Origin of the sequence: Phyllobacterium endophyticum, from assembly GCF_003010935.1 — a bacterium.
Classification (GTDB): Bacteria; Pseudomonadota; Alphaproteobacteria; order Rhizobiales; family Rhizobiaceae; genus Phyllobacterium; species Phyllobacterium endophyticum.
In genome coordinates, this window is the sequence record NZ_PGGN01000003.1 from 382,246 (window position 1) to 403,209 (window position 20,964).

At 58.9% G+C, this 20,964-nt stretch carries 18 protein-coding genes; 8 read left to right on the plus strand and 10 right to left on the minus strand.

Annotated features, from left to right (window positions below; genetic code table 11):
- Positions 1 to 106: 106 nt before the first annotated feature.
- Positions 107 to 1,192 (minus strand): extracellular catalytic domain type 1 short-chain-length polyhydroxyalkanoate depolymerase, encoded by a 1,086-nt coding sequence (locus tag CU100_RS16030; protein ID WP_106717590.1) that lies wholly within the window; start codon positions 1,190 to 1,192, stop codon positions 107 to 109.
- Between the two features lie 421 nt (positions 1,193 to 1,613).
- Between CU100_RS16030 and CU100_RS16035 the strand changes: the two genes are divergently transcribed.
- Entirely contained in the window at positions 1,614 to 2,819 is a 1,206-nt protein-coding gene (locus CU100_RS16035) for a multidrug effflux MFS transporter (protein ID WP_245419062.1), read from the plus strand.
- Between the two features lie 123 nt (positions 2,820 to 2,942).
- Complete coding sequence (locus CU100_RS16040; RefSeq protein ID WP_106717592.1) at positions 2,943 to 3,668, plus strand: 3-keto-5-aminohexanoate cleavage protein; 726 nt, start codon at positions 2,943 to 2,945, stop codon at positions 3,666 to 3,668.
- A gap of 163 nt (positions 3,669 to 3,831) precedes the next feature.
- On the opposite strand, the gene CU100_RS16045 is transcribed toward CU100_RS16040, so the two are convergent.
- Positions 3,832 to 4,806: a LysR family transcriptional regulator gene (locus tag CU100_RS16045; RefSeq protein ID WP_170113864.1), complete on the minus strand. Its 975-nt coding sequence runs from the start codon at positions 4,804 to 4,806 to the stop codon at positions 3,832 to 3,834.
- A gap of 137 nt (positions 4,807 to 4,943) precedes the next feature.
- Between CU100_RS16045 and CU100_RS16050 the strand changes: the two genes are divergently transcribed.
- The 3 genes from CU100_RS16050 (at position 4,944) to CU100_RS27700 (ending at position 6,791) form a co-directional block, all read left to right on the plus strand.
- On the plus strand, positions 4,944 to 5,906 hold the full coding sequence (locus CU100_RS16050; protein ID WP_106717593.1) for an MBL fold metallo-hydrolase: 963 nt from the start codon (positions 4,944 to 4,946) through the stop codon (positions 5,904 to 5,906).
- Between the two features lie 33 nt (positions 5,907 to 5,939).
- Positions 5,940 to 6,179: a hypothetical protein gene (locus tag CU100_RS16055; RefSeq protein ID WP_106717594.1), complete on the plus strand. Its 240-nt coding sequence runs from the start codon at positions 5,940 to 5,942 to the stop codon at positions 6,177 to 6,179.
- Between the two features lie 246 nt (positions 6,180 to 6,425).
- On the plus strand, positions 6,426 to 6,791 hold the full coding sequence (locus tag CU100_RS27700) for a helix-turn-helix transcriptional regulator (RefSeq protein WP_407070342.1): 366 nt from the start codon (positions 6,426 to 6,428) through the stop codon (positions 6,789 to 6,791).
- On the opposite strand, the gene CU100_RS16065 is transcribed toward CU100_RS27700, so the two are convergent.
- Entirely contained in the window at positions 6,731 to 7,816 is a 1,086-nt protein-coding gene (locus tag CU100_RS16065) for a LacI family DNA-binding transcriptional regulator (protein WP_106717596.1), read from the minus strand. The genes CU100_RS27700 and CU100_RS16065 overlap by 61 nt on opposite strands.
- Before the next feature lie 497 nt (positions 7,817 to 8,313).
- Between CU100_RS16065 and CU100_RS16070 the strand changes: the two genes are divergently transcribed.
- Positions 8,314 to 9,537: an efflux RND transporter periplasmic adaptor subunit gene (locus CU100_RS16070; RefSeq protein WP_106717597.1), complete on the plus strand. Its 1,224-nt coding sequence runs from the start codon at positions 8,314 to 8,316 to the stop codon at positions 9,535 to 9,537.
- A complete protein-coding gene (locus CU100_RS16075; RefSeq protein ID WP_106717598.1) occupies positions 9,534 to 12,647 on the plus strand; it encodes an efflux RND transporter permease subunit in 3,114 nt (1,037 codons plus the stop codon). Before CU100_RS16070 ends, CU100_RS16075 begins: the two co-directional genes overlap by 4 nt.
- A 7-nt stretch (positions 12,648 to 12,654) precedes the next feature.
- Here CU100_RS16075 and trhA read toward each other — a convergent pair whose 3' ends face one another.
- From trhA to CU100_RS16110, 7 genes are all read right to left on the minus strand, one after another.
- Complete coding sequence (gene trhA, locus CU100_RS16080; RefSeq protein WP_106717599.1) at positions 12,655 to 13,314, minus strand: PAQR family membrane homeostasis protein TrhA; 660 nt, start codon at positions 13,312 to 13,314, stop codon at positions 12,655 to 12,657.
- A gap of 63 nt (positions 13,315 to 13,377) precedes the next feature.
- Positions 13,378 to 14,364 carry an ABC transporter permease gene (locus CU100_RS16085; protein WP_106717600.1) on the minus strand — a complete coding sequence of 329 codons (987 nt, stop codon included), beginning with the start codon at positions 14,362 to 14,364 and terminating at the stop codon, positions 13,378 to 13,380.
- Positions 14,361 to 15,341 (minus strand): ABC transporter permease, encoded by a 981-nt coding sequence (locus CU100_RS16090; RefSeq protein ID WP_106717601.1) that lies wholly within the window; start codon positions 15,339 to 15,341, stop codon positions 14,361 to 14,363. The genes CU100_RS16085 and CU100_RS16090 overlap by 4 nt, the downstream gene beginning before the upstream one ends.
- Entirely contained in the window at positions 15,338 to 16,837 is a 1,500-nt protein-coding gene (locus tag CU100_RS16095) for a sugar ABC transporter ATP-binding protein (RefSeq protein ID WP_106717602.1), read from the minus strand. The genes CU100_RS16090 and CU100_RS16095 overlap by 4 nt, the downstream gene beginning before the upstream one ends.
- Before the next feature lie 81 nt (positions 16,838 to 16,918).
- Entirely contained in the window at positions 16,919 to 17,998 is a 1,080-nt protein-coding gene (locus tag CU100_RS16100; protein ID WP_407070343.1) for a sugar ABC transporter substrate-binding protein, read from the minus strand.
- A 94-nt stretch (positions 17,999 to 18,092) separates the two neighbouring features.
- Positions 18,093 to 19,025 (minus strand): SMP-30/gluconolactonase/LRE family protein, encoded by a 933-nt coding sequence (locus tag CU100_RS16105; RefSeq protein WP_106717604.1) that lies wholly within the window; start codon positions 19,023 to 19,025, stop codon positions 18,093 to 18,095.
- 54 nt (positions 19,026 to 19,079) lie between these two features.
- Positions 19,080 to 19,817 (minus strand): GntR family transcriptional regulator, encoded by a 738-nt coding sequence (locus tag CU100_RS16110; protein ID WP_106717605.1) that lies wholly within the window; start codon positions 19,815 to 19,817, stop codon positions 19,080 to 19,082.
- 61 nt (positions 19,818 to 19,878) lie between these two features.
- Here CU100_RS16110 and CU100_RS16115 point away from each other — a divergent pair, with 61 nt between their 5' ends.
- The gene (locus CU100_RS16115) at positions 19,879 to 20,910 is read left to right on the plus strand and encodes an Ldh family oxidoreductase (RefSeq protein ID WP_106717606.1); all 1,032 of its coding nucleotides are present in this window, start codon (positions 19,879 to 19,881) and stop codon (positions 20,908 to 20,910) included.
- Positions 20,911 to 20,964: the final 54 nt, after the last annotated feature.

Sequence of the window (20,964 nt, forward strand, 5' to 3'; positions counted from 1 at the left end):
TGCTCTTCGGCACGTTTCTATCAAGGCCCACGCTGGGGTTTTGAGAACTTCGGTTTTTCGCTCGAGCGCAGGTGACGTGCTTCATTGCGCTGGAAATTATTTCACACTATTTCATCAAACCTGCCGCTCGCAGTGCGTATTCTATGGCTTCCGCCGAGCGGCTTTTCGTGGGTGGAACTTGGTAATTCGGCTCCTTCAATTGTCGTGGCTCAAGGCCCACTGCTGGTTTTCGTTCCCCATCCAGCAGACCCCAGGTCATAGCGATGTGCCAAGTTGACGAAATATTCGCGTCAAGCATGAAGGGTTGCGCTCTTCCGCAACTGTTTGGTCCCGAGAGCCTGATGGGCGTTCCGTGTCCCATCCCCGCTATCGTATAAGCGTCGATAACAATGGTTCCGTTGCTATCCCTCCACTGGCGAAGAGTGTGACCATCGACGATCCTGACCACCGGTCTCTCGCCAATGGCATGTACGCTGTGCCACTGTGCAACGATCGCCTCCATATTGACAGGCAGGACGGTTTTATCTGCGTTCCCATGCCAAATGGATAGCAAAGGCCAAGGTCCCTTATGATCGGAGGCCTGTCTGACACGGTCTGCAAGTGTCTTACTATCTTCCAGACCGTGTCCTCGCATGCGATCGAAAGCTTCGGGAATGGTTGATGCAGTTCCGTAGGGCAATCCGGCGATGATCGCACCCGCTTTGAATGTTTCGGGGTAGGTAGCCAGCATGGCCGAGGTCATGGCGCCCCCCGCGGACAAGCCGGTGATAAAGGTCCGCTGGCTATCCAGTGAGTGTTCCGCAATAACGTTTTCTATCATCTGCCTGATGGACAACACCTCTCCATGACCCCGAGTGGTTTGTGACGGGGAGAACCAGTTGAAGCAAAGGTTGGGATTGTTGACCCGCTGTTGTTCAGGGAAAAGCAAGGCAAATCCAAACCTGTCGGCAAGTGCTGACCAGCCCGAGCCGAGATCGTACTCCGCAGCCGTCTGGGTGCAGCCATGGAGAATGACCACGAGCGGAGAGTTGGCAGGAAGAGCAGCGGGTATATACTTCCAGGCGCGCAATCTGCCTGGGTTTGATCCAAAATCCGGAAGGATGTCTAGGCGGCTGTTCGTCCTGATGTCGCCGAAGTTGTTAACGATATTCTTAACATTCAGTCTTCGTATCGTGTCGGCGATATTCCTCATGGGCGCTCCTTCGCTTTATCCCAACCCCATTAGCATCAGCTGAAATGCTGCAAGTGCGAGAAGGTTGCTGCTTTGCACAAACAAAACGGACGGGCGCCATCCGGAGTTGCCGCTCAGGGTGGGATGAACTCACCGACCTCGTTTCCCTCACGCCGATCTCAATTGCCAACGATTCGGAGCGAGGAGTTAAAGGCGACAGAGACAAACGCATAGTTTACCAGAGCGGCCCGATGAATGGCAGAAGACGCCACAGGCCATTTAGCGCCGACGCCGGATGGCTTGCGTTCAGCCCACCTACGACAGTTCCGTGGAGAACGCCCTGAACCGGAAGCGGACATTTATCGACTTGCTGCTTCCGCAGCCGGACTCTCCTTGCTAAAGAGCGACCAAGTTCCAACCGACCAAATGGTGTGCCATGTCAGTGAGCGTCCCACGCGAGCGCATTGTCCTTTACGCGCTCCTAACTTCGCTGGCCGCCATCAGCATCGATGCGCTGCTTCCCGGCCTGCGCGAGGTCGGGCTGGAACTTGGCGTCGCGCCGCCTCTTTCCACCCAGCATATCGTCTCCCTTTTCGTGCTCGGGATGGTTTTCGGGGAACTGTTTCTCGGCCCCATATCGGACGCGATGGGCCGTAAGCGGGCGCTGGTGTTTGGACTGTGCATTTACGCTATAGGCACGCTTGTGGCGCTGTTGGCGCAATCGCTGGAGGGGCTGATCCTTGGGCGCGTCCTCCAGGGTGGCGGCGTAGCGGGGCCCAAGATCGCGACCCGCGCCATGATCCGCGACCAGTTTGAGGGCGAGGCCATGGCCCGCATTATGTCCTTCCTGTTCTCGCTATTCATCCTTGTTCCCATGATCGCTCCCGCCTTGGGCCAGGCCGTGATCGCCGTGGCGGGATGGCGAGGGATGTTCGCGCTCTACCTCATTCTCGCCTCTGGGCTCGGAGCTTGGCTCGTCCTGCGTCATCCGGAAACGCTGCCGCCCGAGCGTCGCATTCCTTTTCGCCCGCATACCCTTCTCGCCAACGGACGCCGCATCCTCGCCAATCGGCGCGTCACACTCCTGATCTCGGCGACCGGCCTCGTGTTCGGGGCGCAGCTTCTCTATCTGAGCACTGCTGCTGACCTGTTTGCGGACGCCTACGGGGTTCACGACACATTCCCCCTCTACTTCGCCCTCTTGGCGGGCGGGATTGGGCTTGCCTCCTACCTCAATGGCCGGCTCGTCGGACGCTTCGGGATGGACGCCATGGCGCGTGGCGGCTTTGTCGGCCTGACGCTGGCTGGGTTGGTGCTGCTCGGTGCATGCGCAATCTCGGATGGCCATCCGCCACTCGCCATCCTCCTGGCGCTCGGTTTTGCGGCCTTCTTTGCGATCGGCATTCTCTTCGGCAACCTAAACGCCATGGCGATGCGCTCGCTGGGACAGGTCGCCGGGCTCGGCGCCTCGTTGATCGCGTCGGGATCGAGCTTGGTCGCCACGCTGTATGCGGTCGCGCTAGGCGCGCTATACGATGGTACAGTCAGTGTTCTGGCGTTCGGCATCTTCCTGGCGGGCGCCATCTCGCTGCTGCTTGGCGAACTTTCATCTCGCAGCGCCGATACGCCCGTCATGGCAGTGCGCTAGACAGCACGATGGCGTTTTCCCTGCGGATTGCCGCCCTATCTCGACAGCCTGCTGGCGTGGAACTACAGTCTGGCGGCAATTTGCGCAGCCTCGGGGGAGCTGATCTTCGGGAGCGGGAACCACATGATTGTTCAAGCCTGTCTTAATGGCGCACGCGCCAGCGACTTCCATCCGCGAATTCCACTCAAACTGGAAGACATGGTGCATGATAGCGCACTTAGCGTTGCCGCAGGGGCGGCTGAGCTTCATCTCCATCCGCGTACAATCGAAGGGAAGGAGAGCCTTATGGCCGTGGACGAGACCATTTTGGCTGTTCGCCGCAGCTGCCCGGGCACGCTTATTGGCGTTTCCACGGGAGCGTGGATTGAAAATGACGAAGGTCGAACACGCTCCTGCATTGGCCAATGGCGGGAGCTGCCGGATTACGCCTCTGTGAATCTGTCGGAGCATGACGCACCTGGGATCATGGAATTGCTACGACATCGTGGCGTCGGCATAGAAGCCGGGCTCGCCTCGATCGCCGATGCCGAGCGTTTTGTAAAACTCCCCGGTCATAGTCGAGTTTTGCGTGTTCTGATAGAAATCGAAGAGCAGGCTCTGAATCTAGCCCGTCAGCTCGCTGATGATATTGCCGCCGTGCTTGATCGTGCTGGCCTGCGGCGCCCCGTTCTCCTGCATGGGGTTGATGCTACCGTGTGGCCCTTCGTCGAACTTGCATACCGACGTCGCTGGTCCACGCGGGTCGGCCTGGAAGATGGCAAACACCTTAAGGATGGGACCATCGCGCCCGACAACGCTGCCCTTGTGGCGCAAGCCGTCAGAATTTTCCGCGGAACGTTTGCTGGTTGACCCAGCTGGTCGCCGGCACGCTGGTCCAGATACCGCTTCTTGGCACTTGTACTCTCAAGGCCATGCCCGCAAATTGGTCCGATGTTGTCATCGCTGACTGCTGCCAGGGCAGCCAGCGCGATGGTTAACCGGGCAATTACCCTGGCTTATTCCGTGCTGAGCACTAAGTGTTGGTTGGACACCACCTCTGATTGCGGATGTATTCGAGGAAAGCCCGCATGGCCGCGCTGGTGTGCCGCCGGCTCGGATAATACAAATACCAGCTCGGCAGCCTTTGCTTCCACTCGCTGAGCAATTCGACAACTCTGCCCTGTTCGACGTGATCACGGACATAATCTTCAAACAGGTGAGCGACTCCAGATCCCGCCAGTGCGGCCTGCAACTCTTGATGTGCTGAACTCAGTGTCAAGCGACCATGCGGTGTAATTTCCACTTGCTCGCCAGCCTTTTCAAATTTCCACGTCACCATGGTTCCGCCGGGAAAACGGCGACGAATACAGTCGTGCTGCAAGAGATCGCGGGGTGCGTCAGGCCGCCCGCGCCTGCGAAGATAATCGGGCGAGGCCACGATCGCATACCGCAAGGCGGGACCGAGGGGCAGGGCAATCATGTCCTGGTCGAGTTGGTTCCCGAAGCGAACGCCAGCATCGAAACCCTGCTCCACAATATCGATGATAGCGGCATCGCTGACGATCTCGATGTTGACGTCGGGGTAGACTTTCATGAACTCAAAGGTCAGGGGGCATAGAACGTGGTCGGCGGCCGGACCCGGCGCGTTGACCCGCACCGTGCCGGATGGGCGCTCGCGAAGCTGATTGAGATCGTCGATCGCTGTTCTGATATGGTGAAGTGCCGGCCTTAATTGCTCGAGAAGCTGCTCGCCTGCTTCAGTCGGCGCAACGCTCCGCGTCGTTCGGTTCAGCAGCCGGATACCTAGCGCTTCCTCGAGCACGCTGATTGACTGACTGATGGCGGATGATGAAACGCCTCTGGCGAGCGCGGCGGCTCTAAAACCACCACAGCGCACGACGTCCTCGAAGAGTTCCAGGCTGTCAAGGCGTAGTGGCCGCATTGCAAAGTCCTGCTTAATAAGCTGATCCGTTTTGATCAGCTTATCCGCACACCGGATCTGTGTCATCCTTGCAAAACATGTCGCGAGGCGGCGTTACGAATAAAGCGGTTCGGGCCGTCGGGCTCAGGTCGACGCACCCGTGACCAGCTATTTAGAACGGGATCAGAAATATGGCTGAAATCACTCTCAATCGGAGAAAGATCATGCTGACAGCCGCATCGGCCGTGATGGGACTGGTCCTGCCGACCGGTATAGCCTTTGCGCAAGCGGCTCCAGCCCGGTTGCCGCGCGCCAAGGGGGAAAATGCCGGCCATTATCGCTTTCGCGTTGGCGACATCTCAGCGACCGTTCTGAGCGACGGGTTGATCGGCGGCCCTGCGCGGGTCTACGCCAGTGATGCGCCAGAGGCAGATCTGCAGGATGTTCTTAGGCGCGCCTTCCTGCCGACCGATCGCCTGACGCTGAATCTCAACACGCTTGTTATCGAAACGAGTGGCAGGCGGGTCCTCCTTGAAGCCGGAGCCGGGCAGACCATGGGTCCGCAAGGCGGCCGCATCTTCGAGAACCTTGCCGCCATTGGTTTACAAGCTGAGGACATCGACGTTGTGGTGGTCTCCCACACGCACCCGGACCATGTCGGCAACCTTCGAACCGCGGACGGCGGCAAGGCATTTCCACGGGCAACAGTCTTTGCGCCCCGCGCTGATTGGGACTTCTTCGTCCGCAACGATCCGGACCTTTCCTATATGCCGGTGCCCGAGGATTTCCGCCGCAATTTCGCAGCCGCCATCAGGCGCAGCGTCGAACCCGTCACCCACGGTATCGAGCTATATGAAGCCGGCGTGCAGATTGTCCCTGGGCTGACCACGCTGCCGGCATTCGGCCACACCCCCGGCATGGCGAACTTCCTTGTTCAATCCGGGAACGATCAGCTCCTGCTGACGGCCGATCTCGCCTACCACCCGATCGTCAATGTCGACCGGCCATGGGTACCAGGACCAGATCGCGACAAAGATGCCGCCCTCGCATCGCGCCGCCGCATCTTCGACATGGCGGCGGCAGACCGGCTCCTCGTTCTCGGCTTCCACTATCCATTCCCCGGCCTTGGCCGAATGCTCAAGACGGATGCCGGCTACGCTTGGGTCCCGGTTAGCTGGCAGTTCTAACCAGGAGCGAGCGCTTGCGCACAGGAGGCGCCGATGCTACCGCTGACACGCGCCTGGGACGACGGAGACGAAGCCCGGCCCGCCCGCGAGGCCGGATCGTACTTCAAGCACAATTCACCGTTGAGACAGGATCTTTATCTGGACGCGCCCCGGGGCGAGCGCAGACTCGTCCGACCACCATCATCGACCAGCTTGGCCGCTAAAGCGGCCGCCGCGCCCGTCGGTCAGATGGTGAACGCGGGAAGCCGGGCCTTTTCCGGCGGGAACGGTTGACAGCTGTCAACGTAATTGCGTCGAGGCAACAACGCCTGGGGAATTGCCAAAGCCCTCGCGTGGCGCATCTGTTTATGCGATCCTGCCTCCCAGTTTACATTTCTACTACTCCAGATCGCATTTTGGTGCGCATCTCATCCAGGCTCGATCGGGACTCAAATGGCCGATGACACGTTTGCCAGCCTCACGCATGGCTCCTCACCGAAAAGTCCGTCGGAGGCGATGACCACCGCAGGCAATGCGTGCATGGATTTGCAACCCTCTCAATGCACGCAGCGGCAGCTGGCTCTTGCCGAAGACTTCATCCGCAAAAATATCTGCAATGCCATCAGCATCTCAGACATTGCCGATGCCGCCGGCATCAATGTTCGTGCCCTGCAGCGATTGTTCCGAAAATACCACGGTGTCGCGCCGATTCAGATACTGCTCAACCGCCGTATCGCAGCGGCACATGAAATAATCGGCCGCGGGCATGCGACTTCGGTGCGCGATCTGGCAGCGAAGCTTCATTTCTCCAATCCGGGCCGGTTCTCAAAACTCTACCGCCGGACTTACTCGGCAGTCCCATCCGAAAGGATCCGCGCATTTCGGCATGGCCGCAGGGACTCGTAACCGGCGGGAATACGCGCGCTTTCCCGCAGGATCAGGAGCGTTGCCAGCCGCTCATGTGCTGGCGGCCGGTCAGGTTCAGCCAGGCGGCGATCCAATAGAGCCACCGCATGGGCTGCCATTGTCGCGGGGTCCTGCCGGAAGGTGGTCAAGTTGTAGGCGTCCCATGAAGCTTCCGGAACATCGTCGAATCCGATAACCGAGAGATCATCCGGAATAACAAGCCGCGTCTGCTTTCGCACATAGTCGATCAAACCGAACGCCACCAGATCATTGACGCAGAACACCGCCTGCGGCCAATCGCTTTCGCGCTCGAACAGCTGCCGGGCGGCCTCCTGACCACCGGCGTAGTCGGAATTGCCACCGTTTCCGATCACAGTGGCACAACCCTGAAATTGCGCTTCCTGTACAAACCCGCGCTCGCGCTCAACCGTCGTCGGTGCGCGCGAAAGAGCCCCGGCAAATCCAAGTCTCGTCGCGCCGCCCGCAACAAAGAACCGCGCCGCTTCACGACCCGCGCCCTCATTGTCGATATTGACGTCGTCGGCCCCTGTTTCGGAGCGCCCGAGAACAATCAATGGCTGGCCGTTGCGACGGGCAAGGTCGACGAAGGAGGAGGGCGGCGAACCGGAAAGAATGATGGTCGCCTCGGCCCGATAGCCGAAAAGAATTTTTTGGGCCGCGACCAGTTCCTCCTCGGTGCGCCCGGTGTTGATCACGATAGGGACACTGCCGCGATGTATGAGGGCTTTGGTCAACGCAGCGACAAGATGGGAACGATAGCCGAGTTCCGGCTGTGTCACGACAAGGCCTACCAGGCGGCTCCTGCGGGCAAGGAGTCCGCGCGCCAGATCGTTCACCTGGTAACCGAGCGCTTCCGCCGCCTCCATGATCTTCTCACGCTTCTTGGCAGAGACACTTGCTCCGGGGGTAAAGGCTCTTGAAACTGCAGAACGGGAAACGCCAGCATGTCTGGCAACTTGCAACGCGCTTACATATTGATTGTCATGCTTGTCCTTGGATTTCATGGTTTCATTACCCGACCTAGACCTATCCACCCGAGAGATTCCCTTCCGCTCACACGGATCCTTTTGAGCTAACGAGTATCAGCAGAGCGGAGGTGCATGCAATCAAGTCGTTGCAACGACGCCGATAGCGGGCGGCGTGAAACGTCCATACATTCGGAACAAATCATGACCTTGACCATCCTGTGAGCATCTCGTCGATCATGGCATGGCTCCGTCAAAAGAGGGGAGGGGCTGGCCCGACGCAGGTGGAGGGCCCTACAGCCGCTCAAACCGTCTGGCATTGGGTGCTTGCGTAACATTTGTGTGACGGGCAGTTGAACCAGGCGCCCTCAGCGTCAAAAAACGCGAGGTGCCGCCTGAGTTTTTCCCCTGGTGCACCAGCAGCGCTTCAAATCATTACGAAACGATAATTTGAAACGGCTTCGCAGATAGTTAGTGCTTGCGCTTCAGGGATTTGCGGTATCCCACGTCATTCCTGTCACGAAAGAGATACTCCCATGAAGCGTATCGGCCTTCTGTTAGGCGCAGCATTTATCCTCGGTATTGGCTCTTTCGTCGTTTATCCAAGACTGTTGCCGCGCTCGCCTTCGCCGGTTTCCGGTGCGCCACTCGCCGATGCATCATCGGCAGTCAGCAAAGGGCACAAAGGCGGAGGTGCGGCCTCCGTCGTAGTCGCATCGGTGAAGTCGGAAAATGTGCCGGTCACAAAAACGGTCGTTGGTACGATTGAGCCGATCGACACAGTCGCCATCAAGCCGCAGATCGACGGGATCGTCGTCGAAACCGAAGTCACCGACGGCCAGGTCGTAAAATCCGGAGATGTGCTCTTGCGGCTCGACGATCGGGCGATCCGCGCCATGCTCGACAAGGATCAAGCGCTGCTAGCCAAGGATCAGGCGAGCCTGGTCGCGGCGAATCTTGATCTCCAGAGTGCCATGGACCTGCAAAAACGCAGTGTGGACACCAACCAGCAGGTCTATCAGGCAGATGCCGCGGCGAAAGTGCTACAAGCGACGATTGCCATGGACAAGGCGCAGATCTCTGCCGATCAGGTCCAGCTATCCTATACGATCATTGCGGCGCCAATGGGCGGGCGCGTGGGGGTCGTCAATACATCCGTAGGCAATCTCGTACGCACAGCGGATACGAGCAGTTTGCTGACGATAATCCGCATGGCGCCGCTGCGCGTCGCCTTCACCATCGCCGAACGGGATTTGCCCGGGCTGCGGGCGGCCGTCGCCAATCATCCAACGCCGGTTGAGATCAAACTTCCCGGACAAAAGGAAACGATTGCGTCAGGCACTTTGAATTTCATCGACTCGAGCGTGGATACGTCGACCGGTACCGTGGTCATGAAGGCGGACCTCGCCAACACGGACGGCGCATTGTGGCCCGGTCAATATGTCACCGCCGTCGTGGAACTCACCGTCCACAAGAATGCAACCACTGTACCACTCGTGGCTATCCAGCAGGGCAATGACGGGACATTCGTCTTCCTCGTCCATCCCGACAAGAGCGTCGCGAAGCAGAATGTCACGCTCACGGACACTGTCGGCGATACGGCAGTGATTGCTTCCGGACTAGAACCCGGAGATCAGGTGGTTGTCGATGGACAACTTCATTTGCAGGATGGCTCCCTTGTTCAGACAGGTTCGCCGGCGGCAGATGTTGATTCCCACAATTCGACCGGCCGAGCGGATACCCGAGAGGCGGCCAAATGAACCTTTCTTCGGTCTTCATCCGCCGGCCCATTGCAACCATCCTCCTTTCCGTCGCGCTGGCGGCATCGGGGCTGTTCGCCTACGATTTCATCCCCGTCGCGGCCCTTCCGGAGGTTGATTTCCCGATCATAACCGTGTCCGCGCAGCTCCCAGGCGCCGCCCCGGACACGATGGCGAGTGCCGTCGCAACACCCCTGATCAAACAGTTCTCGACCATCCAGGCCATATCGACGATCAGTTCGACCAGCACCGAGGGCGCGACACGTATCGCGCTCGAATTCGATCTCGACCGTAACATCGATCAGGCCGCCGCCGATGTTCAGGCAGCAATCGCAAGCACTCTTCGCCAGTTACCAGCCAATATGACCAACCCACCAAGCTATCGGAAAACCAATCCTGCGGATGCGCCGGTCGTGTTGGTGGCTTTGCAAAGCGACACGATGCAGTTGTCGAAGCTGGACGATTACGCCGAGAACGTGATGTCCCCGGCCTTCTCGACCATCAACGGCGTTGGGGAGGTCCAGGTCTTCGGCACCAAACAATATGCAGTTCGCGTCGAGGTTGATCCGGAGGCGGTGACTGCACGCGGCATAGGGCTCGACGACCTGACAGCTGCCGTCGCCGGTAAAAATTCAATCGCCCCCGTCGGCACGATCTCAAGTCCAACGCAGCAAATGGCCATAGAAGCAGATACGCAGGCCCAGAACGCAGATTCGTTCCGCCAGATCATCGTCAAATCGGAAAGTGGCAAGCTCGTCCGCCTGGGCGATGTGGCACGTGTTATCGATTCCGTTGCGACGACACAGACCGAGAGCAGATATGACGGAAAGCCATCCCTGGTCCTCGGTGTCTTTCGCCAGCCCGGAGCCAACACCATCGATGTGGTGGACCGCGTCAAGGCGATCCTTCCGCAGTTCGAACAGGATCTCGGTCCTTCCGCGAGCATTCACCTTCTGAACGACCGCTCCGCCTCAATCCGTCAGGCAGTATCCGACGTCCAGTTCACGCTTCTCCTGACGATAGGACTTGTCATCCTTGTCATTTTCATTTTTCTGCGCCGCATAAGCGCTACAATGATCCCGATAGTGGCCGTTCCCCTGTCGCTGATTGCCACCTTGGGAGCAATGTATGCGCTCGGATTCTCGATCGACAACATTTCTCTGCTCGGTCTGACATTGTCCGTCGGGCTGGTTGTCGACGATGCGATCGTCATGCTTGAGAACATAGCGCGCCACATCGAAGACGGCATGGAACCGCTCGCTGCCGCGATGAAGGGCAGCGAGGAGATTGGCTTCACGATCATATCGATCACCACGTCGCTTGTAGCCGTATTCATCCCGATCCTGCTGATGGGCGGCGTCGTCGGGCGCATCTTCAACGAATTCGCCGTCGTCGTGACGGTCGCCATCATTGCTTCGGCGCTGATATCGCTTACGCTGACGCCCATGCTCTGCAGCCATCTGCCGAGGGAAGAGTACACGGACGGCGAAAAAGCCGTCCCGCTGACGGAACGTGTGTTCAACGCGGTACAATCCAGTTATGAACGCGTTCTCGACCTGTGCTTGCGCGCTCGTCCGGTCGTTCTTGGTATCTTCCTCTTGACTGTCGTCGCAACCGGCTATCTCTTCTCGACGATCAATAAGGGCTTCCTGCCAACCGAAGATATCGGGCAATTGCAGATATCGACGGAAGCGCGCCAGGACATTTCTTTCGATGCCATGGTGGTTCTGCAAAAGAAGGTGGCTGATGCGATCTCCAGCAAGCCCTATGTCACGCATGTCGTTTCGACAGTTGGCGGCGGTTTCAACTCGGCAAGTCTCAACCAGGGGCGCATGTTCGTTGAACTGAAGCCGAAGTCGGAGCGGATGGCGCTTGAGCCGCTTTTGCGCGACCTTCGTCGAACGCTTTCGAAAATTCCCGGCATAACCAGCTATCCGGTCGCAGTGCAGAACCTGCGTATCGGCGGCGTCTCCTCCAATGCACAATATCAGTACAACCTCCAGAGCATCAGCTCGACAGACCTTTATCCCTGGTCGCAGAAAATCCTTCTGGCGATGCAGCAGCAACCGCAGACCTTCGTCGACGTGTCGAGTAACCTGCAGAACAATGCGCTTCAGGCAAACCTCGTGATTGACCAGGACAAGGCGCAAATGCTGGGCATCAATTCCGACCAGCTTCGCAACACATTCTACTATGCGTTCGGCACCAATCAGGCATCGACCATCTTCTCCACGGCAGATAGTTATCAGGTCATTCTCGAACTGGACCCGGACATCCCATGGACGACGGACAAGCTGGATCAGATGCAGATCCGCTCGCCGGCAAGTGGCAAGCTCATCCCTCTGTCGGCCTTCGCCCATGTCGAGCGTAAAACAGGGCTCCTGGCGGTCAGCCAGCTCGGGCAGTTGCCTGCCGTCACCATCTCCTTTAACCTGCCGCAAGGTGTCTCTCTTGGTGAGGCGGTGCAGCAGCTGGAGGCGCTGAAAACAAATCTCGGCGTTCCTGCAACAATCACATCGAGCTTCACCGGGACGGCCCAGGTCTTTCAGCAATCTCTTGCCAATCAGGGACTGCTGGTCGGTGCCGCTATTTTGACGATCTATATCGTGCTCGGCATCCTCTATGAGAGCTTCGTCCATCCGCTCACCATCCTGACCGGGCTCCCGGCGGCGGCGGCAGGCGCACTCGCAACGCTCGAAGTGTTTGGCTATGATCTGAGCGTGATCGCCATCATCGGCATTTTGATGCTGATCGGCATCGTCAAGAAGAACGCCATCATGATGGTCGACTTTGCACTCGTTCGCCAAAGAGCCGGTGAAATACCGTTCGACGCCATTCGTGAAGCTTGCCTCGTGCGCTTCCGGCCCATCATGATGACGACGCTGGCTGCGCTGATGGGAACAATTCCCATCGCCATTGGGGCGGGGGCAAGCTCCGAACTTCGCCAGCCGCTTGGCGTGGCAGTGGTCGGCGGACTTGTGGTCTCGCAGATACTGACTCTTTTCATCACGCCGGTTATTTTCCTCTACATGGAGGATTTATCCCGAACGCTGACCACGATAGGCCGGCGTCTGCGCGGCACCCGCGCTCCAGCCGCTGCAGCGGAATGACGAGAGTTCATGCGACAGCCGAACACACCGCCACGAAGTGGATGCTCGCTGCGATCAGCACGAAAGCGTGCCATATCGCGTTGTGAAACGGCAATTTCTCGAAGACGTGGAAGATAACACCGAAGGAATAGACGAGGCCGCCCGCCAGAATAAGCCAAAGCACATCTGCCGAAAGCGCCCCGGAAAACTCCTGATAGGCAGCAGCGCCGCTCCAGCCCAGTCCGAGATAAAGGCCTATGGACAGCCTGTCGAAGCGATCAGGCTTCAACAGTTTCAGGAACACCCCGACGACGGCGATTGCCCACACCCCGATCAGTAGCCACCAGGTTCCGGTCTTGGCCATGAAAGGCGTATAGGTTCCGGCAATCAGGAGATAGATCGCCGAGTGATCAAAGCGCCTCAGGAACCGCTTCGCCGGCGAGACAGGCCAGATATTGTACAGGGCCGACAATGACATCGAGAGTACCAGCGTAATGACATAGACCGCTGTAGCGAGGTAGGAACCGCCCGCTGCCCGGTCATCAACCATGAAGGACAGGAGCGCTATTGATCCGGCCAGAGCCAGAGTGACCCCGACGATATGAACGGCGCCGTCGGCGCGCAATTCGGCGAGCGTGTAATCCCGACAGGTGACGGCCGGTGCCGTTGAAACATCTGCTGCGCGCATCGGAGGCCTTTCCCGCTTCACGCCCAGCATCGACTCTCGGGGAGGGCTTGTCCAGCATCTGTGTTATTTTCGATCGATCTCGCCACGTCCATAGGCCAGCAGCATCACGAGAATAACCAGGCCATAGATGATCTGCCGCCCGGCCTCAGGCATCTGCATCACCGCAAGGATCGATTGCAGCAGAGTTATCAAGACGACACCCGCAATTGTGCCGAGATAATTGCCGCGCCCGCCGAGGATATTGGTACCTCCAAGGACGACGGCGGCAATAGCCGGAAGCAGATAGGGATCGCCCATGGCCTGATAGGCCTTGGTCGAATAGCCTGCAAGGAGGACACCCGCGAAAGCGGCGGCGGCACCCGAAAGGATAAAGCAGCCGATGATGACAGCATTGGTATTGACGCCGGAGAGATAGGCGGCGGCTTCGCGGTTGCCCACCGCATAGACGCGGCGGCCAAAAGCCGTGCGGGTCAAAAGAAAGATCGTGATTGCACCAACGACGATCCATATCAGCAGAGCGTTCGGAATCCCGAGGATCGGACGTCCCACGGCGAGAAAGTGCATCGCCTCGGTCGCATGGTCCTGAGGCGCGAATCCACCCGTATGCAAGACCATCAGCCCTTGGACGACGGCGTTCATGCCGAGCGTAAAGATCATCGAAGGCAGGCGCAGATAGGCAACGCCAAGCCCGTTCAGCAGCCCCACCATTGCTCCGCAAAGCACCCCGACCGGTATCGCCAGCACGTTGCCGGTCTCGCCGTACCAGCCCGCAACCGCAGTTGCCATCATCGCCCCGAGGGTTACCGTCCAGGGGATAGACAGATCGATGTGACCGATCAGGATGACCATCATGGCTCCCGACGCGATGATGCCGAGGAAAGCACTGATCTGCAGCTGTTGCAGGAGATATTCAGGAGAAAGGAACTCGCGGGAATAAAGCGCGCCGCCGAGCAGCATGAGAATGATGCAGCCGAAGGCAATGACAAGGGACCGGTCGACGGCGAAGCGAAGGACAGGAATGGCATTGGCCGGAGTTTTTGACTCGCTCATGCAAAAAGCTCCAGACGGTTGCGGATGCGCAGAACACGCACGGCGCCAAGACTGACTGCCGCCAGCAGCACCACACCCTGGAACAGCGGTTGCCACAGCGGGTCCAGATCGAAGACGAAGAGCAGATCCTCGATGGTGCGAAGCACGAACGCGCCGAAGATCGAGCCGATGGCGGAGCCCCAGCCACCGAATAGCGACGTTCCTCCGATCACCACGGCCGCGATGGAATTGAGCGTATAGGTTCCGGCGATCGGTGACGAAGCCTCGCCTGAATAGGTGTTGAAGGTCAGCATCAGGCCGCCAATGGCAGCGAGCAGGCCTGCCAGCGTATAGGCCAATAGCTTCGCCCGCTGCACCGGAACGCCGGACATGTAGGCCGCCTGCTCGTTGGATCCCACAGCATAGGCTGCGCGACCAAGCACAGAATGACGATATGGCAGCCAGACGATCAGAACCGTTGCAAGCAACACAACCAGCGCCGCGGGCACGACGCCAAATAGCTGGCCCGTTGCGAGATCGGCGATATCGGATTGCACGTCGCCGCCGGGGCCTGGGCGGACATAAAGCGCTATGCCGTAATAGACCGCCCCCGTCGCCAGCGTCGTGATGATGGGCTGAAGCCGGCCCCAGACTATGATTGCCCCGTTGATAAAGCCCGCCAGCGCACCGGCGCCCAGAACCAGGACAATGCCAAGCAAACCCTCTCCGATTGTGCCCACCACGAAGACCGATGCGAGGCAATTGGCCAGGATGAAAACCATTCCGACGGAAAGGTCGAGACCACGGGTCAGCACCGGCAGGGTCTGCGCCATGGCAACCAGCGCGAGTAGAACGGCCTTGTTGGTGGCGGTGGTCGCCACGGCCGCAGTCAGGCCGACCGGATGATTGCTGATATAAATGATGAACATCACGATGAAGAGAGCGATAGCCGCCAAAAGGCCGCCATTGTGATGGATGCGGTGGCGAAGATCGTTCATGCCGCCTGTTCCTTGTCATCGACGTTCAGTGCGGTCTCGATGATCGTGCGCTCGTTCAGGTGCTGGCCTTCGAGTTCCCGCGCAATCCCGCCATTGTACATGACGAGAACGCGGTCGCAGCAGCCGATCAGTTCCGCATAGTCGGTGGAATAGAAGAGAATGGCGACGCCTTTGTCCGCAAGGTCCCGAAGCAGCTGGTACACCTCCTGTTTGGTCCCTACATCGATACCGCGCGTCGGGTCATTGAGCAGAATGATGCCCGGGCCAGTCATCAGCCATTTCGCAAGCACGACCTTTTGCTGGTTGCCACCCGACAGGGTGGAAACCGCCGCAGCAAGATCGGCGACCTTGATCTTCAGGCTGTCGATCATTTTTTCCACAGCCGAGTGTTCCTTGCTGCCATCCAGACCCAACCCCCGCTTGAAGCGTGACAACGATGCAAGGCTGATATTGTCGCGGATGTTCATAGGCAGCATCAGGCCCTCGGTCTTTCGGTCTTCCGGAATGAGCGCTACGGGCAAGGCCGCCCTCATCGCGGAACGAGGCCCCGAAAGACGGTGCGGTTTTCCCATTATCTCGACCGTACCGGTGACGCCCTTGAGCACTCCGAAAAGCGCCAGCAGCAATGATCGCTGTCCCTGGCCATCCAGCCCTCCAAGACCGACGATTTCTCCCTTGCGAATGTCGAGCGAGATATCGCGCAACTGCGTACCCCAGGAAAGGTTCTTGGCAGACAGTGCTACCGGTTCCATCGGCTTCGGTGCCGGCTTGTCGGGGTAATGATGTGTCAATTCACGACCGATCATCATCTGGACGATGGCGCTGACCGAGCGCTCGCCCTTTTTGAACGTCTCGATCCTGCGGCCATTGCGGAAAACGGTTGCAACGTCCGCAAGCGCCTCGATCTCGTGCATCCGGTGCGAAACGTAGAGTATGCCGGTACCGTCAGATCTCAGCTTGCGAATAATCGCATAGACGCGTTCAACGTCAGCGGCCGTCAATGCCGAGGTTGCCTCGTCCAGAATGAGCAGTTTGGGCCTTTTGCCAAGTGCCTTGGCAATTTCGACCATCTGACGCCGCGAAAGCGGCAGGTCGCGCACGAGCTCCAGTGGATGCACATCCTCACAGCCGATCATCGCCAGCAACTCGCGCGCTCGCTGGCGCTGTCCGGCACTGTCGATCAAACCGCCGCGAAGGGGAGGGGAGACAATCGAGAGATTATCCGCGACCGTCATGTCAGGCAGAAGCGAAAGTTCCTGAAACACGCAAACAACGCCTGCGGCCATCGCTTCCACCGGGTTGCGGAAATTCACACGACGGCCCTCGACGAAAAGCTCGCCGTCGCTCGGGTCGGTCACACCGGCCGCGATCTTGATCAGCGTCGATTTGCCAGCACCGTTCTCGCCGAGAACCGCGTGAATTTGGCCGGGATACGCGACGAAATCCACGTCGTTCAACGCGGCAATGCCACCATAGCGTTTCGAGACATGTTTCATTTCCAGAATTGGTGCAGTGTCAGACACGAACAGCCCTCCCAGGAGTTCCGGAGCGCACGGCTGCGCCCCGGAAGTACCGATTTATTGATCGGCCTTGCTTTGCCCCATGATCTCCTGCGCCGTGAAGTTTATGCCGCAGGTCGGGAAGGAATTGCCCACGAAGAAATTATCCGTTTCCTTAGAATAGAAGCTGTCGCCATCCTTGAAATCGGGATCTTCCACAACGGACAATGGCAGGGAAATCGACTGCGGAACCACCTCTCCCTCGAGTGCGGCAATCGCCGTCTTTATCGCAACCGCAACCTGTGCAGGACCCGTGCCCGCAGAGGTGCATTTCAGTCCTTCCTTGGAATATTGCGAACAGAGCTTGCGAAAGCCGTTTTCTGTTTCACCACCAACGGGAACGAACGGATGCTTGGCATCGATCATGGCACGAACAGTTCCGGTCGATCCACCCTGGACGGAAACACCGTCAAAACGTTTGTGGACCGCAATCGCATCGGCGACGACCTTCTGGGCCGTGCCATCGTCCCAGCGGCCGACTACCTCAACAGTTTCCCAATCCCCGCCTGATTTCTTCAGCACCTCCTGAATACCTTCGTGACGATCGCGATCGACCGAGGTTCCGGTAACGCCGCGGACTTCGAGCAGCTTGCCCTTGTTGCCAGGCACATTCTTGACAAGCCAGTTGCCCCACAATTCACCAAGCCCCTTCTGATCGACATTCACATTGATTGCCTCATCGGTATCAAGCGTGTTGTCGAATGCGACAAGGATGACACCGGCGGCATTGGCGCGCTTGATGACCGGCTTGAAAGCTGTCGGGTTCTGCGCGTTCACGACGATTGCGTCGTAGCCGGAATTGATGAAATTATCGACCGCGGCAATCTGGGCAGCGACATCGTCACCCGTGGAGACCACCTTGAATTCCTTGAGCTTTGCCTTCACCTCCGGCAAGGCAGCATAGGCCTTGGCGGTCTGGATCATCTGGATACGCCAGGTGTTGCCGATGAAACCATTGGCCAGCGCGATGCGGTAGGGCCCTTCCTTCTTGGGCCATTGGAAAAACTTTGTTTCGGCCGTCAACGGTTTGAAACATTGCGCGTCCTTGCTCGGGCCCTTGACGATTTCGGGCCCCGCCGCATAGGCAGATACCGTCATCACCAGGCTGGCAGCCGTAGCCGTCAGCAGATATTTCAGCGTCGTTTTCATTTCGGTTCCTCCTCCTCGTTGATTTCTTCTTGCTTTGCTTCGGTTATGGGTTTTGCACACCTCGCCGGGTCGTCTCGACTGCATAGATCGAACTCGTGGCCGCAATGAACAGCCGCGACTTTTCCGGGCCGCCAAAGGTGAGATTGGCGACCACCTCCGGCACAAGGATGCGGCCGAGCCTTGTGCCACCCGGCGTGTAGCAGTGAACTCCGTCCTCCGCGGATATCCACAGCAGACCCTCGCTGTCGACGCGCAGCCCGTCCGGCACCATGTCGATATCGGCAACCACGCGGCTATTGCCAAGCCTCTTTCCGTCGACCACGTCCATGGCGCGCACATTGTGGGGACGCGCATCGTCAAAACCGAAGCCATGGCCGCGAGCCCGCCCGGAATCGGCGATATAGAGCACGGACTCGTCGGGGGAAAAGGCAAGTCCGTTCGGCCGGTCGAAATCATCCGCAACCACCTCTATGAGGTGCGTCTGCGGGTCGATCCGGTAGACCTGGTTGCTGCCGATTTCGCTTGGCGCACGGATACCCTCATGATCGGAAATGATGCCGTAGGGCGGATCGGTGAACCAGATGGAGCCATCGGATTTGACCACAACGTCATTGGGAGAGTTCAGCCGCTTGCCATTCCAGTGGGTGGCAAGAACTTCGTAGCTGCCATCCTTGTTGGTACGGCTGACGCAGCGCCCGCCATGTTCGCACGATATCATGGCGCCGTCCCGGTCCAGCGTGTTGCCATTGGCACGTTGCGATGGCTGGCGGAAGACCTGCAGGCCGTTCGCGTGCGACCATGACATGATCCGATTGTTGGGAATGTCGGAGAACCGCAATTCATGGGTCTCGTTGATCCAGACGGGACCTTCCGCCCAGATGAAGCCCGTCGCAATTTGCTCCAGTCTGGCACCGGACTGGAAAAAGGAGCTGAATCGCTCATCATCGGATGAAAGAAAGTCTTGTGCCGCTGCCATTTCCCGGCCCTCCCGTGCCGATCGTTGCTCTAGCCACCGCATAACCGGCGGCGACTATTTTCCCGCCTTCAACCGTCGCTCGCCGCCCCGCGTCGATCTGCTGTCCCCTGCGGGCAATCCGAGCAGGTCTATGTAAGAAGAACGCGTCCATTCGATGTGCCAGGCAAGCAGCTCCGCCACTTTTTCGGCCTCGCCACCTGCGGCAAGTGCCACCAGGCGCTTGTGCTCTCCATGCGACTTTTCGTTGAGTGCCGGGTCAAGAGAGAGCCGATTGCGCAACGCCTGAATGCGGAATGCGATGACCGTGAACGTCTCGGATAGAAACTGGTTTTCAGCAAGGTCGAACATCACCTGATGAAACACGCCGTCCAGGACGCGGTAATCCTCGGTGTTTTCGTTTGCCATGGCAACGTCCATGGCGGCGACGAGTTCGGCCCAGCGCAGGCTAAGGGCTTGTCCATTGCGGTCCATCGCGAGGCGGAGGGCCGCAAGTTCCAGTATCGAGCGCATTTCGGCGAGTTGCACGACTTGGGCTGAACTCATCTCGAACACGAACGTGCCGCGCTGGGGATGTATTTCGACGAGTCCCTGTCGCTTCAGTTCGAGGAGAGCCTCGCGAACCGGGGTTTTGCTGACGCCGAGTTCCTGCGCCAGCGCCAGCTCGGACAAGGGTTCGCCACACTGCAATGTTCCGTGTACGATGCGGCCACGAATATGCGCGGCCGCTTGTTCCGTCAGTGAAGGACCTCGCGCAAGCGTCAGCGTCACAAAGACATCTCCAGTCGTACTCATATCTGAGATATCATATATTAGAATTCCGGACACCTAGATATTTAAGGGGATGGTGGATCAGATGGCGGAAATTCTTGTTACGGCCGACGAACTTGCGAAACGCCTTATGGCGGCGCTTGCGGCGGAAGGCGTGGACGAGGAAGGAGCAGCGGCAACGACGATGGCGCTGATGCACGCATCCCGCCTTGGCGTGGATAGTCACGGGGCCCGCTTGATCAAGCATTATTGCAAGGTTCTGCGCGGAGGACGCGTCAATGCGCACGCAGTGGTCTCATGCCACCGCACCGGTCCTGCCACCGCCATGGTCGACGGCGATAATGGGCTCGGGCACCTGACATCCTATCGTGCCGTATCCGTCGCCATCGAAATCGCGCGGGAAAGCGGAGTAGGTGCTGTCGGTGCTACCCGCTCCTCGCACTTCGGGGCTGCCGGAGCTTATGCCCTTGCCATTGCGGAGGCGGGCATGATCGGCTTTGCCACCACCAACACCGATTCGATCGTGGGTCTTTTCGAGGGAACCGAACCCTTTCACGGAACGAACCCGCTCGCTTTTGCCGCGCCCGTGACAGGCGAGAAGCCATGGCTGCTTGACATGGCTACCTCCTCGATCCCGCTCAACCGCGTGCTGCTCTACCGCTCGCTTGGAAAAGAACTGCCCGACGGCGTTGCAGCGGACGAAAATGGCGCGCCGACCCGAGATCCAAATGTTGCACAGATGTTATTGCCGCTCGGAGGGGAGGGGTTCGGCTTCAAGGGTGCGGGGCTTGCCGGCGTTGCGACGCTGCTTTCAGCCGTGCTGACCGGTACGACCCTCGATCCTGACTTTATCCCGATGGTCAACACAGACAACATATCCACCCCGCGCAACATGGGGCACTTCTTCCTTGCAATCGACCCCGCCCGCTTTGCAGGCGCCAATGTCTTTGCGGCGGGTATGCGCGCTTACCTCGATTCACTCCGGAAGGTTCCTGCTGCCGATGGCGGCAAGGTCATGGCGCCAGGTGATCGGGAGTGGGACGTCGAAGCGCAGCGCCTGCGCGATGGAATTCCAATCGATAGTGAGACGGCTGCCTTCCTGAACTTCAGCCACTGACGATCCTATCGCCGCAGTCCAACGCCTCAGCCCGGAACTCTTCTGTCGCGCCAT

What these genes read in the sequence shown, in the direction of transcription:
- CU100_RS16030 (WP_106717590.1), bottom strand. Translation starts at nt 1,192, where the DNA reads ATGAGGAATATCGCCGACACGATACGAAGACTGAATGTTAAGAATATC.
- CU100_RS16040 (WP_106717592.1), top strand. Translation starts at nt 2,943, where the DNA reads ATGATTGTTCAAGCCTGTCTTAATGGCGCACGCGCCAGCGACTTCCAT.
- CU100_RS16045 (WP_170113864.1), bottom strand. Translation starts at nt 4,806, where the DNA reads ATGACACAGATCCGGTGTGCGGATAAGCTGATCAAAACGGATCAGCTT.
- CU100_RS16050 (WP_106717593.1), top strand. Translation starts at nt 4,944, where the DNA reads ATGCTGACAGCCGCATCGGCCGTGATGGGACTGGTCCTGCCGACCGGT.
- CU100_RS16055 (WP_106717594.1), top strand. Translation starts at nt 5,940, where the DNA reads ATGCTACCGCTGACACGCGCCTGGGACGACGGAGACGAAGCCCGGCCC.
- CU100_RS27700 (WP_407070342.1), top strand. Translation starts at nt 6,426, where the DNA reads ATGGATTTGCAACCCTCTCAATGCACGCAGCGGCAGCTGGCTCTTGCC.
- CU100_RS16065 (WP_106717596.1), bottom strand. Translation starts at nt 7,816, where the DNA reads ATGAAATCCAAGGACAAGCATGACAATCAATATGTAAGCGCGTTGCAA.
- CU100_RS16070 (WP_106717597.1), top strand. Translation starts at nt 8,314, where the DNA reads ATGAAGCGTATCGGCCTTCTGTTAGGCGCAGCATTTATCCTCGGTATT.
- CU100_RS16075 (WP_106717598.1), top strand. Translation starts at nt 9,534, where the DNA reads ATGAACCTTTCTTCGGTCTTCATCCGCCGGCCCATTGCAACCATCCTC.
- trhA (WP_106717599.1), bottom strand. Translation starts at nt 13,314, where the DNA reads ATGCGCGCAGCAGATGTTTCAACGGCACCGGCCGTCACCTGTCGGGAT.
- CU100_RS16085 (WP_106717600.1), bottom strand. Translation starts at nt 14,364, where the DNA reads ATGAGCGAGTCAAAAACTCCGGCCAATGCCATTCCTGTCCTTCGCTTC.
- CU100_RS16090 (WP_106717601.1), bottom strand. Translation starts at nt 15,341, where the DNA reads ATGAACGATCTTCGCCACCGCATCCATCACAATGGCGGCCTTTTGGCG.
- CU100_RS16095 (WP_106717602.1), bottom strand. Translation starts at nt 16,837, where the DNA reads ATGAAACATGTCTCGAAACGCTATGGTGGCATTGCCGCGTTGAACGAC.
- CU100_RS16100 (WP_407070343.1), bottom strand. Translation starts at nt 17,998, where the DNA reads ATGACGGTATCTGCCTATGCGGCGGGGCCCGAAATCGTCAAGGGCCCG.
- CU100_RS16105 (WP_106717604.1), bottom strand. Translation starts at nt 19,025, where the DNA reads ATGGCAGCGGCACAAGACTTTCTTTCATCCGATGATGAGCGATTCAGC.
- CU100_RS16110 (WP_106717605.1), bottom strand. Translation starts at nt 19,817, where the DNA reads ATGAGTACGACTGGAGATGTCTTTGTGACGCTGACGCTTGCGCGAGGT.
- CU100_RS16115 (WP_106717606.1), top strand. Translation starts at nt 19,879, where the DNA reads ATGGCGGAAATTCTTGTTACGGCCGACGAACTTGCGAAACGCCTTATG.